13 protein-coding genes are annotated in these 14,084 nt (G+C 69.7%); 6 read left to right on the plus strand and 7 right to left on the minus strand.

Going from position 1 to position 14,084, the window contains the following annotated elements:
• Positions 1-11: 11 nt before the first annotated feature.
• Positions 12-980: an ArsA family ATPase gene (locus C466_RS13755; protein ID WP_004599255.1), complete on the plus strand. Its 969-nt coding sequence runs from the start codon at positions 12-14 to the stop codon at positions 978-980.
• Here the strand turns inward: C466_RS13755 and C466_RS13760 are convergent.
• Positions 963-2,264 (minus strand): RNA-guided endonuclease InsQ/TnpB family protein, encoded by a 1,302-nt coding sequence (locus tag C466_RS13760; RefSeq protein WP_004599254.1) that lies wholly within the window; start codon positions 2,262-2,264, stop codon positions 963-965. The genes C466_RS13755 and C466_RS13760 overlap by 18 nt on opposite strands.
• 400 nt (positions 2,265-2,664) lie before the next feature.
• Between C466_RS13760 and C466_RS13765 the strand changes: the two genes are divergently transcribed.
• Positions 2,665-4,521, plus strand: a complete 1,857-nt coding sequence (locus C466_RS13765) for a carbon starvation CstA family protein (RefSeq protein WP_004599253.1) — start codon at positions 2,665-2,667, stop codon at positions 4,519-4,521.
• Positions 4,522-4,581: 60 nt separating this feature from the next.
• Here the strand turns inward: C466_RS13765 and C466_RS13770 are convergent, their stop codons facing one another.
• Both C466_RS13770 and C466_RS13775 read right to left on the minus strand, forming a co-directional pair.
• Positions 4,582-5,256 (minus strand): hypothetical protein, encoded by a 675-nt coding sequence (locus C466_RS13770; RefSeq protein ID WP_004599252.1) that lies wholly within the window; start codon positions 5,254-5,256, stop codon positions 4,582-4,584.
• Positions 5,249-5,629, minus strand: coding sequence for a cupin domain-containing protein (locus C466_RS13775; protein WP_004599251.1), 381 nt, complete (start codon positions 5,627-5,629; stop codon positions 5,249-5,251). Before C466_RS13775 ends, C466_RS13770 begins: the two co-directional genes overlap by 8 nt.
• A 173-nt stretch (positions 5,630-5,802) precedes the next feature.
• Here C466_RS13775 and C466_RS13780 point away from each other — a divergent pair, with 173 nt between their 5' ends.
• The 4 genes from C466_RS13780 to C466_RS13795 all read left to right on the plus strand — a co-directional run bounded on the left by C466_RS13780 (position 5,803) and on the right by C466_RS13795 (position 7,653).
• The gene (locus C466_RS13780) at positions 5,803-6,063 is read left to right on the plus strand and encodes a hypothetical protein (protein WP_004599250.1); all 261 of its coding nucleotides are present in this window, start codon (positions 5,803-5,805) and stop codon (positions 6,061-6,063) included.
• A gap of 104 nt (positions 6,064-6,167) precedes the next feature.
• Complete coding sequence (locus tag C466_RS13785; protein ID WP_004599249.1) at positions 6,168-6,854, plus strand: DUF5828 family protein; 687 nt, start codon at positions 6,168-6,170, stop codon at positions 6,852-6,854.
• A 115-nt stretch (positions 6,855-6,969) separates the two neighbouring features.
• Entirely contained in the window at positions 6,970-7,209 is a 240-nt protein-coding gene (locus C466_RS13790) for a hypothetical protein (protein WP_004599248.1), read from the plus strand.
• A gap of 69 nt (positions 7,210-7,278) precedes the next feature.
• Positions 7,279-7,653 (plus strand): helix-turn-helix domain-containing protein, encoded by a 375-nt coding sequence (locus C466_RS13795; RefSeq protein WP_004599247.1) that lies wholly within the window; start codon positions 7,279-7,281, stop codon positions 7,651-7,653.
• A gap of 22 nt (positions 7,654-7,675) precedes the next feature.
• Here the strand turns inward: C466_RS13795 and C466_RS13800 are convergent, their stop codons facing one another.
• The 4 genes from C466_RS13800 to C466_RS13820 form a co-directional block, all read right to left on the minus strand.
• Positions 7,676-9,784 (minus strand): S9 family peptidase, encoded by a 2,109-nt coding sequence (locus C466_RS13800; RefSeq protein ID WP_004599246.1) that lies wholly within the window; start codon positions 9,782-9,784, stop codon positions 7,676-7,678.
• Between the two features lie 90 nt (positions 9,785-9,874).
• On the minus strand, positions 9,875-10,468 hold the full coding sequence (locus C466_RS13805; RefSeq protein WP_004599245.1) for an IMP cyclohydrolase: 594 nt from the start codon (positions 10,466-10,468) through the stop codon (positions 9,875-9,877).
• 356 nt (positions 10,469-10,824) lie between these two features.
• Positions 10,825-11,442, minus strand: a complete 618-nt coding sequence (cgi121, locus tag C466_RS13815; RefSeq protein WP_004599244.1) for a KEOPS complex subunit Cgi121 — start codon at positions 11,440-11,442, stop codon at positions 10,825-10,827.
• Positions 11,439-13,895 carry an ATP-dependent DNA helicase gene (locus C466_RS13820; RefSeq protein ID WP_004599243.1) on the minus strand — a complete coding sequence of 819 codons (2,457 nt, stop codon included), beginning with the start codon at positions 13,893-13,895 and terminating at the stop codon, positions 11,439-11,441. The genes cgi121 and C466_RS13820 overlap by 4 nt, the downstream gene beginning before the upstream one ends.
• Between the last annotated feature and the right edge of the window lie 189 nt (positions 13,896-14,084).

A 14,084-nucleotide genomic window follows, 5' to 3' on the forward strand; every position in this document is an offset into this window, starting at 1 on the left:
CTCCGCGACTGATGGAGCAGTTCGTCTTCTTCGGCGGCAAGGGCGGGGTCGGAAAGACCACCGTCTCGTGCGCGTACGCCCACCGCTGCGCCCGCGACGGGGTGCGAACGCTCGTCGTCTCCACCGACCCGGCCCACTCCGTGTCGGACGTGTTCGACCAGCAGTTCGGCGACGAGCCGGAGTCGGTCGCCGGCGTCGAGGGGCTGGACGCATTGGAGCTCGACCCCGAAGACGAGATGCAGCGGCATCTGGACGAGATCCGCGAGGCGCTCTCGGAGCAGGTGTCGGCCGCGATGGTCTCGGAGATCAACCGCCAGCTGGAGATGTCCCACGGGACGCCCGGCGCGTACGAGTCGGCGCTGTTCGACGCGTTCGTCGACGTGATGCGCACGGAGAGCGAGCCGTACGACCGCGTCGTCTTCGACACCGCGCCCACGGGGTCGACGCTCCGGCTGCTCGGGCTCCCGGAGTTCCTCGGGGACTGGATCGACCGGCTGCTGTACAAGCGCAAGCAGTCGATCGACCTGTTCGAGAAGGCCGCGGTCGGGGATATGGAGCCTCGGCGCCTGCTGGAGGGCGACCCCGTGATCGAGCGGCTCCAGCGGCGCAAGGAGTTCTTCGAGTACGCCGGCGAGACGATGCGGAACGAGGCCGCCTTCTTCCTCGTGTTCAACCCCGACCAGCTCTCGGTCAACGAGACGGCCCGGGCGATCGAGGGGTTCACCGAGCGCGACCTGCGGGTCCGCGGGCTGGTGGCGAACAAGCTCACGCCGTCGCCCGACGAGGACGAGGAGGGACGCGGCGCGCGCTACCTCCGCGAGAAGGTCGAGACCGAGCGCGAGCGACTCGCGCAGGTCCGCGAGGGGTTCGAGCCGCCGCTCGTCGCCGAGATCGAGTCGCGCACCACCGAGGTCCGCGGAGACGTGCTCGCCGACGTCGCCGCCTCCCTCGACGTGGAGCCGTCAGTGACCCACGACTGAAGTCGTGGGCTTGTCAGTGGACTCCCCTTCTGTCGTCGAATCGACGCTGGCGGTGAATCCGCCGTTCAGGTTCAGCGTCCCTGACGTCAGCGCACACTGACAGGGTGCGCCTCCATCCGAAGACTTCTGCCCCGAATGGAGTCGTTTCAACAGTTTCCGAGCGATGTTCTTGCTCGCGTTGTAGTCCGCGTTCAGCTCGTAGTCGCACTTCTGACACGCGAACTGGTGTTTCGACCCCCGATTTCTCTCGTGTGTGAAGCCGCACTTCGAACACCGCTGAGACGTATATGCGGGACTCACCTGCTCGACTTCAATCTCGAGCATCTCTGCTTTGTACTCGACGTACTCGTATAAGCGTCGGAACGCCCACGCGTGGAATCGCTTCGCACCAGCCATCCGGTCGCGGATGTCTGTCAGATCCTCGAACGCGATGTGCGTACACCCGTGGTTGCGAGCTTCGTCGAGAATCTGGTTCGAGGCGCGGTGGAGTTCGTCCTGTATCCAGCGGTGTTCTCGGTCGTCCATCGACTGGATCGACAGGTGCGCCGACCGCGTACCCGTCTGTTGCATCGACCCGCGGGTCTTTTCGAACTCGCGGCGTCGATGGTTCATCTCGTCGGCGTTCCCGATGAACGCGCCCGTAGAAGTCACGGCGAGCGAGCCGTCCACGTTCAGGTCGACGCCAAGGACTGTTCTGTGCTCGGCGTCAGAAGAAGCAGCCGCGGACTGCTCGTGGTCGTCTGTGGTGCGGCGCATTCGCGCGTGGAGATAGAACGCCTCAGTCGAGCGGTCGTACTGGAGCGTGGACATCCGGAACTCGTACTCCTCGTTCAGCAGGTGCTCGCCGATCGGTGTCTCCTCAGGATCGTCAGGAATCACGTACTCACACTCGACACGCCCGTTCACCGTGGAAAGGGAGACGTGGTCGCGGTGGAACGTCGCGGAACGCTTGTCGTAGACGACGCTCCACGCGTCGAACTGCGGCTGACTAGTGGTTTCGCCCTTTTTGAGTCGGGCAACACCGCTTTTTGTGGCCTCGATAGCGCGTCGAATCCCCTTCTGAACGAGGTTCGCAGTCAGCTCCGTTTCATTGCGAAGTCGGTCGTAAAGCGCGGTTTCGGCTTGTTGTTTTGAGGTGACGCAGTGCTCGTCCGGGTGTCGCCACGCCCATGCTGCGGTCGTGTTCGCACAGTGGAGGAACTGCTCTTTCGTCTGATGGAGGTCGTCGCACCGCCCCTCGGGCACGTCAAGTTTGACTTTGACGGTGCGAATCACATCCTCCATCTGTATTTCACATGTTAATCTATTTATTCATAAGTTCTGCGGCTGGTAGTGGGGAGTCAAGTTGCTATCGCTCGTGGTATGTTGCGGGGAGTCGGATTCCTCCCACGGCTGAAGCCGTGGGCTTCCTCCTCGTTCCTCTGTGACGCGCGGAACGCGGGCGGCGGGTCGGCCTCACTCTCCCGCGGCGGAGCGGTTCCACCGGACCGAACCGGGAGACCCGGGGCGCGCGCGCGAGGTCGATCGGAACGCCGATAGTGCGAATTTTACCGGAGAGTCAGAGAAAAGAACCGGGTTTCGGCGACGGCCCCGACGTGACCGGAAGATATTGACGTTATCCATCATGAACGAAAGTAACGTTTAAGTTGAACATAGTGAACCGATACCACGAGGGAGGGAACCTATGACAAGTGTAATTTGGATCGTCGTTGCCGTGCTGGGCACGTTCACCGTGGGGTACATGGGGTACTCGCGGTATCTTTCGCAGTTCGTCGAACTCGACGACGAGCGGGAGACGCCGGCACACAAGTACGAAGACGGACAGGAGTACGTACCGTCGAAGAAGCCGGTACTACTGGGGCACCACTTCTCAAGCATCGCGGGCGGCGCACCGATCGTCGGCCCGATCACGGCGGGAGCGATCTGGGGATGGGTCCCCGCGCTGCTGTGGGTCGCGATCGGGAACCCGCTGATGGGCGCGGTCCACGACTTCATCTCGCTGTCGAGCTCGATCCGCCACGAGGGGCGCTCGATCGGCTACATCGTCGGGCAGTACGTCGGGGAACGGGGCAAGAACCTGCTGCTGTGGTTCGCGTTCCTCACGATCATCCTCGTCGTCGCCGTGTTCGCGCTGGTCGTCGGGATCGTGTTGAACGCGTTCCCGTCGGCGGCGACAGCGAGCTTCGTGTACATCGGGCTCGCGGTCGTGTTCGGCGTGTACCTCTACCAGCTCGACGGACCGTTCATTCCCGGGACCGTCGTGTTCGTCGCCGGCGTGTTCGCCGGCGTCTGGGTCGGCATCCAGTACCCGTTCGCGTTCTTCGAGCTGGCGGGCGACGCCTCTCACGCCGCGGGCACGTTCGTCCTCTTCGAGGGGAGCACGGGGTCGTGGGTCCCCGGCGCGGGCGCGCTCGGCGGCAACACGGCCGCGTGGGTGCCCGTCATCCTGATATACGCGGTGATCGCCAGCGCCCTCCCGGTCTGGACGCTGCTCCAACCGCGCGACTACCTGTCGTCGTTCCTGCTGTACGCGGGCGTCGGCGGCGCGCTGGTGGCGATCATCGTCGGCACGGTGCTCGGAACGTCCTCGCAGCCGCTCGTCGTCGACAGCAGCATCCAGCCGTTCCAGGGGTTCATGGGGGTCGACAGCCGTGCGCCGTACCCGCTGTTCCCCATGCTGTTCGTGACGATCGCCTGCGGGACGATCAGCGGCTTCCACTCGCTCGTCTCCTCGGGGACGACGGCCAAGCAGCTGAACAAGGAGAGCGACGCGCGGCTCATCGGTTACGGCGGCATGCTCGGTGAGGGGTTACTCGCCGCGACGGCGCTGTCCGCGCTCGCCATCGCCGGGTTCGCGTCCGACGCCGCGGCCGGCGGCATCGGCGGCGCGCTGCCGAACTTCGCGACCGGCGGCGGGATCATCCTCACGAGCCTGAACATCCCCACCGCGTACGGCGCTCCCTTCATGGCGCTGGTGCTCGTGAGCTTCCTGCTCACCTCCACGGACACGGCCGCGCGGCTCGGCCGCTACATGATGGAGGAGATCGTCGGGACGAAAGGGACCCAGAGCGAGAGCGGCTTCGCCGGCGGCGTCGGTTCGTTCGCCCGCGGTCGGTACACGAACCCGGTCATTCAGGGGCTCATCGCGTACGCGCTGGTCATCTCCGGCGAGTGGGCGACCCTGTGGGCGCTGTTCGGGAGCGCGAATCAGCTGCTCGCCGCGCTCGCGCTGCTCACCGGAACGGTCTGGCTCGCCAACTGGGACGAGACGAAACAGCTCGTCAGCACGGGCGTGCCGATGGCGATCATGGTCGCGATCACCGTGATCGCCCTGGCGTTCCTGGCTGGGTACCAGTGGCTCTTCGTCAATCTGATCCAGGGCGGCGTCACCGGCATCGGCGGCCAGATCTCGATGGTCGTCCGCATCCTGCTCGCGGCCGTCCTCGTCTACCTCGCGCTGTCGCTCGTGCGCATCGGCTACAGCAACATCACGAGCGTCCGCGGCGGCGACCGTCCCGCGGCGGAACCGAGCGACGACTGACGCCGACGGTCGTCCCCGCCCCCGCGTTCCCTCCGATCATTCTTCAGTGCGCCCCGACCGTCACCGCCAGAACCGCTTCGCGAGCCGCGAGAAGAGCCCCTCGTCCGGCTCCGCGACCGCCTCCCACAGGCGGAACGCGCCGGCGACGTCCGCGACCTCGCTCGCGACGAGGTCCTCGTCGTCGGGCGCGACGACGATCAGGTTCACCTCGTAGTGGCCGTAGTAGCCGAACTTCAGGAGCGTCCTGTCGCGGAACCCGTCGACGAAGTCGGCGACGTCGTCGGGGATCCGGTCCGCGACGAGCGCGACGGTGACGTCCGTCCCGTAGTGTTCCTCGTCGCCCTCGACGCGGTCGTCGGCCACCGCGTGGGCGAACGCCACGAGGCGTTCGAGCTCGGCGACCGACGGGGTCGAGACGCGCCGAGCGAACAGGAACTCCATCATGTCGTGGTCCGCGTAGCTCAGCGCCGGGTGGAGGAACTGCTTCTGGTTGCGCACCCGCATCTCCGCGGTCAGATCGAAGCGCTCGCCGTCGACGACGACGTCGCGGTCGAGGTCGTAGCTGTACATCAGCCGGTCGGAGACCCGGTCGAGGTACTCGTCGTCGTAGTCGGGGACGGCCTCGCGGATCTCGGCCGGCAGCTCCTCCGGCTCGCGGCGGTCGTCGCCTCCCGCCGAGGTGGTCCCGTCGCCGCCGGTCGCGTCGCCGCCCTCCGGCGCGGCGCGCTCACTCATCGTTCGGGTCGTAGGCGACCGCGTCGCCGTCGGCCGGCGGCGCGCCGATCGCGAGCACGGTGACGGGGCCGTCGGCGTCGGCCGGGTTGTACGCGCGCTGCGGGCTCTCGGGGTCGACGACGAACAGGTCGTCCGCGGGCACCTCGTAGGTCTCCTCGGGCGTCTCCACCGAGAGCGTCCCGTCGAGCACGTAGAACGCCTCCTGTTGCGTCTCGTGGTAGTGGTACGCGAGCGGGAGCTGCTCGCCCGGCTCGGCCCTGAATCGGTTGATCGCCGCGGCGTCGAGGCCGCCCGGCTCGGAGAGCTTCCGGCACTCACACGGTCGGTCCGGCTCCGGGTCGACCGAGTCGACGTCGACGACGCGATATCCCATGCCAACGAATTCCACGGAGCGCTAAAAAGCGCGTCGGGAGCGGTGTGCCGGGGTCGGAGCGGGGCACCGGGGCAGAAGCCCGCAGCGGGCGAGACCGATCGCCCGGAACGGTCGCGATCGGGGCCGAGGCACGCTTTTAAGAAGATAGACGGCGTAGCGTGGGGTGAGAAACCATGACAGACGAGCGAGACCGGTCCGACGGGGGCGACGGCGCGGTCGAGGTGGAGGCGTGCGGACGGTGCTCGATGTCGACCGTCGTGGGCGCCGTGAGCGGAGACCAGGACTCGGAGGAGCGCGCCGAGCGCGACCCGTTCGCCGGCGAGCGAATCGAGGTCGACGAGTCGTCGTTCCGGCAGATCTCGCCGGGCGGGTTCCTCAGCGACCTCAAGGACCGGGTGGACGAGCTCGGCCGCCGGCTCTCCTACGGCGAGTAGCGCACGCAGGCTCACGGACGTCCCGGCCCCGTTCGCTCGACCGACGCTCGCTCGCGCGCAGTCGGGGAAACTTATACGCGTTCGTGTCGTAACGGGGACAAGCGATGGAAGAGAGCATCTCCGGCTTCAAGGTGCGCGGCGACTGGGGGGACGTCGTCGAACACGGCGAGCGGGTCGCCCTCGCGCTCCGGGAGGTCGGCGTCGACGGCGACGCCTACTACGAGTTCGACGAGTGGCGTCCCAAGACCCACGAGCGCATCGACGAGGACGTCTCGGAGAAGACCGCGGCGCAGGCCTCCGTCGACGAGGGGGAAGGCGAGCGCGCGGGGCAGTCGCCCGGCGACGACCTCCAGACGGCCGGCGAGAAGCTCACGGAGTCCTACGAGAAGGTCGAGGAGAACGACACCGAGAGCGCCCGCGAGAGCTGGGGGGAGTCGATCGGCCACGTCGCCCGCGCGGCCGACTCGGCCAGCCGGAAGGCGCTCCGGAAGGTGGAGGACGCCGTCTACCGCAACGTGATGACCCAGATGGCGCCGTACTACTTCGACAACGAGCTCGTCAGCGCCAACATCCAGGAGGTCGCCCGCGCCGAGGACGGCGAGACGTTCGTCTTCGAGGTGAACGTCAACGACGACGAGCTGAAAGACGAGGTGTCGGATGTCCTCGACGAGTACGAGTCCGAGATCGACCGCTGGCACGTCGAGACCGAGAAACGGACCGACGACGTCGCGGCGGCCGAGGGCATCGAACCGCCGGCCGAGGAGGGCGGGCCGGACTCGACGACGACGTGAGGACGGGAGCGGTCCCGCCGACCGCGCCGGCGCATCGCCCGCGCCGACGGCGCGGCCGCCGCGAACGCCGAGACACATCGGTCGCTTTTAACTCGCCCACCGTCGAATCAAACGCATGAGCGAGGTACTCCGAGTCGAGGCGGGCGAGCTGTCCGTTGACGAACTCATCGACGCGCTCAACGACGGCCGGCGGATCCTCGTCGACGTCGAGGTCGCCGGCGCCAGCCACGAGGTCGCCCTCCGCTACGACGGGGAGACGTACCACTGCGACACGCCGACGAATCTCCATCGACACGCGGACGAGTCGGGAATGCGAGGCTGTATCGACCAGATGGGGTACGCGGCGGAGGAGTGAGGCTAACGCCGGCCCCCGGCCGAGCGGCGGAGACCGACATTTAACCTCGCCGCGCGCGAACCGGTTCCCATGAGCGACCCCGAGATCGAGGACCTCGTCGGCGACGCCTCCCCTTCCTTCGAACACGTCCTCTCCTGCGTCTTCGGCGTGCGCGATCACGAGAGCCGGGCGTACCTCGAACTGCTCGAGTACCCGGGCAGCACCGTCTCGGAGCTCGCCGACGCGCTCGATCGCGACCGGTCGAACGTGAATCGGTCGCTGTCGACGCTCCGCGAGAAGGGGCTCGTCGAGCGCCGGCGGCGGCTCCTCGACTCCGGCGGCTACGTCTACCAGTACACCGCGATCCCGGTTCCGGAGGCCAAGCGACGACTTCACGACGCCCTCGACGAGTGGGTCACGGACGTCCACGACGCCATCGACTCGTTCGACCCCGACGAGACCTGAGCCCGGTTCGCGGGGCGAGGGCCTACTCCTCCGCCTCGTCCGACTCCTCGCCCGCGGTCAGCCCGTCGTCCTCGGGGCGGTCGAGCGCGCGCTCGGCGTCGTGGTACTCGGAGTAGCCGTCGAACCAGCGAGCGATGCGCTCGATGCGGTCGACGATATGCGCGGGCTCGCCGGACCGCGAGAGCTCGTGCCCCTCGCGGGGATACCTGACGAACCGGGTGTCGACGCCGTTCTTCCGGAGGATCCGGTGGTACAGCTCCGCCGTACAGATCGGCGTCCGCGTGTCGTCCTCGGAGTGGATCAGGAGGGTCGGCGTGTCGACCGCGTCGGCGTGGCCGGTCGGCGACTGCTCCCAGAGCCACTCGGGCTCCTCGGACGGCACCGCGTCGAAGTCGCCCTCGACGAGCTTGTAGGCGGCGTCCGTCGAGCCGTAGAAGCCGGTGAGGTCGTAGACGCCGCGCTGCGAGACGGCCGCGCGGAAGTAGTCCGTCTGGCCGACCGCCCACGCGGTCATGAAGCCGCCGAAGGAGCCGCCGGTGACGAACGCGTTCGAGTCGTCGATCTCCGGGCGGTCGGCGACCGTCTCGACGCCCGCCATCACGTCGCGGAGGGTGACCGCGCCCCAGTCGCGTTCGATGGCTTGCATGAACTCCTCGCCGTAGCCGGTCGAGCCGCGCGGGTTCGACCAGAAGACGGCGTAGCCGCGGGCCGCGAGGGTCTGGAACTCGTGCCACATCGTCCCCGCGGTCGACCACATCGCGTGCGGCCCGCCGTGGATCTCGACCGCGAGCGGGTACGGTTCGTCGGTATCGGTAGCGGATTCCGGCGGCGTCAGCAGCCACCCCTGGATCTCGACGCCGTCGTCCGACTCGAAGCGGAGCTCCTCGGGCTCGCCGACGGCCCGCTCGGCGAGGTAGTCGGCGTTCAGCTCGGTCAGGCGGGTCGTCTCGTCGGCCGCGGCGTCGTACGCGAACGCGTCGCCCGGGTGGTCCCACTCGCTGGCGGCATAGGCGACGGTGACCGACTCGGGGTCCCCGCCGGCCTCGCCGCCGACGGTCGCGGCCGAGACGGTTCCCGGTCGGAGCAGGCGCTCGGGCTCGGCGCTCCCGTCGGCGGGGACGTGCCACAGCGCCGTCTTCCCCTCGTCGGGCGTCGCGAAGTAGATCGTCTCGTCGTCCGGGCCCCACTGCGGGGTCGTCCCCCGGCCGAGGCCGCGGTCGAGGTCGCCGGTGAGGTCGGTGACGGCGCCCGATTCCGCGTCGAGGACGCGGAGGTCCGTCGGCTGCATCGACACCCGGTCCGGCTCCGCGTGCGTGAAGGCGACGCGGCCGTCGGCCGTCGCGGCGAGGTCGGCGCCCCAGCCGGTCGTGGTGTGGACGCGCTCCGCCTCGCCGGACGCGAGGTCGTGAGCGCGGATCGCGATCTCCACGGAGTCGTCGGGGTCGTCGCCGACCGCCTCGGTGTAGTACAGCGTGTCGGCGTCGCCCCACGACGGGGCGGCGAAGTCGGCGTCGCGGTCGGTGACCCGCGTGACCGCCCCGGACTCGGCCGGGTCGGGGTCCGTGACGCCCCCGACCGTCGCGTCCGCGTCGACGACGTACACGCCGGGACGGCGGCCGTCGAAGTAGCGCTCGGCGGCCCGGTAGACGGTCCGGTCGATGACGCGCGGGTCGGGGTGCTCCTCGGGCTCGTACTCGTCCGGTACCGCGAGGTCGCGGTCGGCCTCGCGGTCGTCCGCGGTCACCGACTGGACGAACGCGATCCGCTCGCCGTCGGGCGACCACGCGATCGAGGAGACGCCGCCGACGACGTCGGTGACGCGGCGGGCCTCGCCGCCGTCGAGCGGGAGGACCCACAGCTGCTGGCGGTCGTCGTCCGCGCCGCGGGTGGAGGTGAAGGCGATCCGGTCGCCGGAGGGGCTCCAGCGCGGTTCGGCGTCCGAGCCCTCGGGGAGGGTGAGCCGGCGCGGGTCGCCGTCGCCCGCGGCGTCGACGAGGTACACCGTCGTCTCGTAGCTGTCGTCGTCGTTCGGCTGTCGGCGCACGAAGGCGACGCGGTCGCCGTCCGGCGAGATCCGGGGGTCGGCCGGGACCGCGAGGTCGTGGTAGTCGGCGGCGGTGACGCGCTCCATGCGCGTCAGTCGGACGGGGGAGGCAAAAGGCGTCGGGAGCCGGAAAGGCGGGCGGCCGCTTCCGGTGGTCCCCCGTGAGACCGCGCCCGCTCAGTCGCCGCCGTTGTCGAACGCGAGCGAGACCCCGTCGGCGTCGACGGTCGCGCCCGCGGCGCAGACCGGGTGTTCGAGGTCGGCCTCGAGGAGTTCGGTCGCGGCGCCGCCGGCGTCCGTCGCGGTCAGGTCGTACGGCTCGGGGGAGTCCGTCTCGTAGGTCGCGACGACTGTCGGCTCGTCGACGGCCTCGACGAGCAGCGCGTCGCGTCGGACGGTGCCGATCACCGCCGCGTCCGCGCCGACGACCCCGGCGACGCGGGGCGTGTCGTAGTCGTCCTTCTCGAAGTCGAGCGCGAGCAGCGTCGACGCGAGCGCGTCGCGGGCCGGGTAGCCGCGCTCCAGTTTCTCTGCGATCGGGTCGACGTGCGATCCGTTGCCGAGGGCCGCGAGGGGCTCGCCGGTCGGGCTCTCGACCCCCCGCGCGCAGTTGTACGAGACGTACGGGTTGTCGGTCTCGGGCGCGTCCGGGGTCGGACCGACGGTGAGGGTCCCGTCTCGGCGGCTGACGCGACGGTTCGGGAACGAGCGCGAGGAGACTCGGTAGCCGCCGATCCCGGGCGCGACGACGACGAATCGTCCGACGTACATACAGCTTCGTGCGGATTAGGTCGTGTAAAACGCGTCGATATGTCCACGAACGCGATCCGGCAGCGGAGCGAGGCGACCGGCGACCCCGCGACGGGGAGACCGTCGGACGCGGGAGCGTCAACCGATGGCACGGCGGCCGCAACGCGCAACGCTTACAAAGACGTGCGGGCTATCGGAGAGTGCGCAGTCCATTGGGGTAGTGGCCAATCCTGTTGCCTTCTGGGGGCAACGACCCTGGTTCGAATCCAGGATGGACTACTTCTCTCGCGTCTCGCTTCGACTGGAACGGAGAGACGTCCCCGTCTCGGGGTTTCCACTTGAAACGAAGGGGTCCCGGTCAGCGGTCCTACCCCCGCTTACTTCTCGACGTCCAGCAGCGCGACGCGCTCGCGGACGACGTCGGCGAGGTCGCCGTTCGTGGCGGCGAGCTCGCGGTCGGTGACGGCGTAGAACTCTCGGACGCGGCCCTCGTCGAACGCGGCGTCGAGCGCGTCGCCGTCTGGGGTCTCGGTCGAGCTGACGGCGAGTTCCCGGACTGCCTCGACCGCTCCGTCGAGGTCCGCCGTGGGTCGGTCGGCGCCGGAGACGCCGCCGAAGTCCGCGACGAGGACGACGGCGCGCCGCTCACCCTCGGAGACGCCGAGTTCGAGGGCGCGGTCGATCTGCCTGCGACCGGCCGCGTACAGCAGGACCTCGACGCCGGGGTCGCGCGCGACCGCCTCGCCGCGGGCGATCGACCGCGCGGCGAGCCGCGCCGCCTCGCGGAGCTGGGTCGCGGAGACGACGAGGTCGGCGTCGAACGCCTGGACGACCGCGCCGGTTTCTTCGGCGACCCCGTCGAGGTCGGCGAGGAACGCGTCGAGGTCGTCGATCGCGAAGGTGCCGCGGACGAGGCGGACCGCGGGCTCGGGCGCCGGCTCATCGTCGACGTCTGGCGCCGGTTCACCGTCGGCGTCGACAGCGGGATCAGTCACCCGAAATCACCCAGGCTCGCCTGTCCGTCGCCGTCGCCGTCGGCGTCCGCGCCCGCGGTGGCCGCCGCGCTCGCCGATCGGTCCGGGTCGACGCCGTCGAGCGAGGGGTCCTCGCGGCCGGCGTTCTCCAGAACCCGCTCCGCGGTGCGCTCGCGGCCGCGGAGCGCGCCCAGCACGACCGCCTTGTCCGCTTCACGGAGGTCGGCACGGCTCTCGATGCCGGCCTCGTAGAGGCGGCGGGCGCGCTTGCGCCCGACGTTCCGGACGCCGGCGAGGTCGAGCAGCTCCTCGCGGACGCCGTACTCCAGCCGCTTGCGGGCCTCCCGCACCTGGACGACCACGTCGCCGTCGATCCCCTCCACGTCGCGCGCGAGGGTCTCGGCCGCCCGGAGGAGCCACTCCGCGGTGTCGACCTTCCCGCGGATGTCGCCCGGGCCGACGCCATACCGCTCCGCGATCCGGTCTTCGTCCACCTCGTTCGCCCAGTCTTCCAGCAGGCGCGCCGTCTTCAGTGCGGCGAGCCAGTCCTCGAAGCGCACGTCCTCGTACTCGGAGGGCACGTCGCCGAGGAACTCCGCCTCGCGCTCGTAGCAGACCTCGGTGTACTCCTCGCGGTCGCCGGACTTGAGGTACAGCTCGTAGGTGTCCGGGGTCCGGCTGACGAGGTGATAGAGACCGAGCGGGGTGACCGCGGGGGAATCGCCTTCCGACTCCGCCGCCTCGACGCCGGAGTCGCTCCCCTCGTCGCCCTCCCTGGTGTACGTCGTGAATCCCGGCTCGTCCGCGTCGGGGTCGGCGCCCGCGTCGGCGCCGTCCGCCGGAACGAACTCGCCGCTCTCGGCGCCCTCGTCGTCCGCGCCGCCCGCCACGGTCCGGAGGCCGTCGAGTATCTCGGCCGCGCTCATCGGGTCGAGGTAGAGCCGAGAGACGGTGTGGCCGATGCCGGTCGCGGCGAGGCCCTCGCTCCCGCCGTCGCGGTCGCGGTCGACGAAGCCGTTGACTTCGAGGTAGTCGAGGACGGTGTCGGTCACCGCGGCGAGGCGCCCCTCGTCGTCGGTCTGGGTCGCGTAGAGGGTGTTATCGAGGAAGGAGAGCAGCCCGTCTCGGGTGGCGGCGAAGCCGGACGCGACCGTCGCGAGGACGTGTGTCCGGAGGGCGGGCTCGGCCGCCAGCTTCGAGCGGACCGGCTCGGCCTCGGCCCAGACGTACCGGTCGAACAGCTCCTCGCGGGTGTCGGCGCTGTTCGCGAGCAGCACCGCCTCGCCGTAGGGATCGAGGCCGGGCCGACCCGCGCGGCCGCACATCTGGTGGATCTCGAGGACGTCGAGGGGTTGCATCCCGCCGAACTCCCCGTCGTAGCGGCGCCAGTCGCGGACGATCACCCGACGGGCGGGGGTGTTGACGCCGGCCGCGAGCGTCGGCGTCGCGGAGACGCACTTGATCAGCCGGTCGCGGAACGCGTCCTCGATCAGGCTTCGGTGCTCGCTCGCGAGGCCGGCGTGGTGGAACGCCGACCCCTGCTCGACCGCGTCCGCGAGGTCCTCGGAGGTGTCGGTGTCGGAGACGCCGCGGATCTCCTCGGCGAGCTCGCGGAGGCGGTCGCGCTCGTCGCCGGTGAGCCGGGGCGCCGTGACCTCGCCCAGCTTCCGGGCCGACGACTCGGCGTTGCGCCGGGAGTTGACGAAGACGAGCGAGGAGCCGCCCTGGCCGTCCTCCTCCGTGTCTAAGGCGTCCGCGACGAGCTTCGCGGTCTGGTCCTCGCCGCGCTCGACGGGGACCTCGCGCTGGCTCCCGTCGTCGAAGTTGATCGCGTTGCCGAAGTGGACGCCCGTCCGCAGCTCGATGGGGCGCCAGTCGGACTCGACGAGCTCGGCGTCGAGCCAGTCGGCGATGACGTCCGCGTTGCCGACGGTCGCGGAGAGCGCGACCGTCTGGAGGCCGGGGTTCACCTTGCGGAGCTTCGCGAGGGTCACTTCGAGGGTTGGCCCGCGGTGGGAGTCGTCGACGAGGTGGACCTCGTCGCTGACGACGCAGGTGAGGTCGTCGATCCACGGCGCGCCGTTGCGGATGAGCGAGTCGACTTTCTCCGAGGTGGCGACGATGATGTCCCGGCTCGCGAGCCACTCGCCGTCGGAGTCGTAGTTGCCCGTGGAGACGCCGACCGTGACGCCGAACTCCTCCCAGCGCTCGAACTCGGCCTTCTTCTCGCTGGCGAGCGCGCGCAGCGGGACGATATATAACGCCTTCCCGCCGCGCTCGATCGAGGAGAGCATCGCCAGCTCGGCGATAAGGGTCTTGCCGGACGCGGTCGGCACGGCCGCGACGAGGCTCTCGCCGTCGACGACGCCCGCCTCGACGGCCGCCTGCTGGGGCGGGTACAGCTCCGCGACGCCCTCCGCTTCGAGCGCCTCGCCGACGCCCGCGGGGAGCCCGGAGAGCGAACTCGGTTCCATTACCGGAGTCTGGGCCCCGACCCGATTTAAACCGTCGGAACAGGGCGGTGCGAGAGTGAGCGAGCGCGGACGCGACCGCCGCCGACGACGCTTATTTATAAATCGATCCGCGGTGGCGCGTGCCTGCGAGCGGCCGGAGCGAAGCGGAGGCCGCGAGGAGCACGCGCGAGGGAGTCAGTCGCCGGAGCG

Origin of the sequence: Halorubrum distributum JCM 10118 (assembly GCF_000337335.1) — an archaeon.
Taxonomy (GTDB): domain Archaea; phylum Halobacteriota; class Halobacteria; order Halobacteriales; family Haloferacaceae; genus Halorubrum; species Halorubrum distributum.

What these genes read in the sequence shown, in the direction of transcription:
- C466_RS13800 (WP_004599246.1), bottom strand. Translation starts at nt 9,784, where the DNA reads ATGGAGCGCGTCACCGCCGCCGACTACCACGACCTCGCGGTCCCGGCC.
- C466_RS13775 (WP_004599251.1), bottom strand. Translation starts at nt 5,629, where the DNA reads ATGGGATATCGCGTCGTCGACGTCGACTCGGTCGACCCGGAGCCGGAC.
- C466_RS13770 (WP_004599252.1), bottom strand. Translation starts at nt 5,256, where the DNA reads ATGAGTGAGCGCGCCGCGCCGGAGGGCGGCGACGCGACCGGCGGCGAC.
- C466_RS13785 (WP_004599249.1), top strand. Translation starts at nt 6,168, where the DNA reads ATGGAAGAGAGCATCTCCGGCTTCAAGGTGCGCGGCGACTGGGGGGAC.
- C466_RS13755 (WP_004599255.1), top strand. Translation starts at nt 12, where the DNA reads ATGGAGCAGTTCGTCTTCTTCGGCGGCAAGGGCGGGGTCGGAAAGACC.
- C466_RS13780 (WP_004599250.1), top strand. Translation starts at nt 5,803, where the DNA reads ATGACAGACGAGCGAGACCGGTCCGACGGGGGCGACGGCGCGGTCGAG.
- C466_RS13790 (WP_004599248.1), top strand. Translation starts at nt 6,970, where the DNA reads ATGAGCGAGGTACTCCGAGTCGAGGCGGGCGAGCTGTCCGTTGACGAA.
- C466_RS13820 (WP_004599243.1), bottom strand. Translation starts at nt 13,895, where the DNA reads ATGGAACCGAGTTCGCTCTCCGGGCTCCCCGCGGGCGTCGGCGAGGCG.
- C466_RS13760 (WP_004599254.1), bottom strand. Translation starts at nt 2,264, where the DNA reads ATGGAGGATGTGATTCGCACCGTCAAAGTCAAACTTGACGTGCCCGAG.
- C466_RS13805 (WP_004599245.1), bottom strand. Translation starts at nt 10,468, where the DNA reads ATGTACGTCGGACGATTCGTCGTCGTCGCGCCCGGGATCGGCGGCTAC.
- C466_RS13795 (WP_004599247.1), top strand. Translation starts at nt 7,279, where the DNA reads ATGAGCGACCCCGAGATCGAGGACCTCGTCGGCGACGCCTCCCCTTCC.
- C466_RS13765 (WP_004599253.1), top strand. Translation starts at nt 2,665, where the DNA reads ATGACAAGTGTAATTTGGATCGTCGTTGCCGTGCTGGGCACGTTCACC.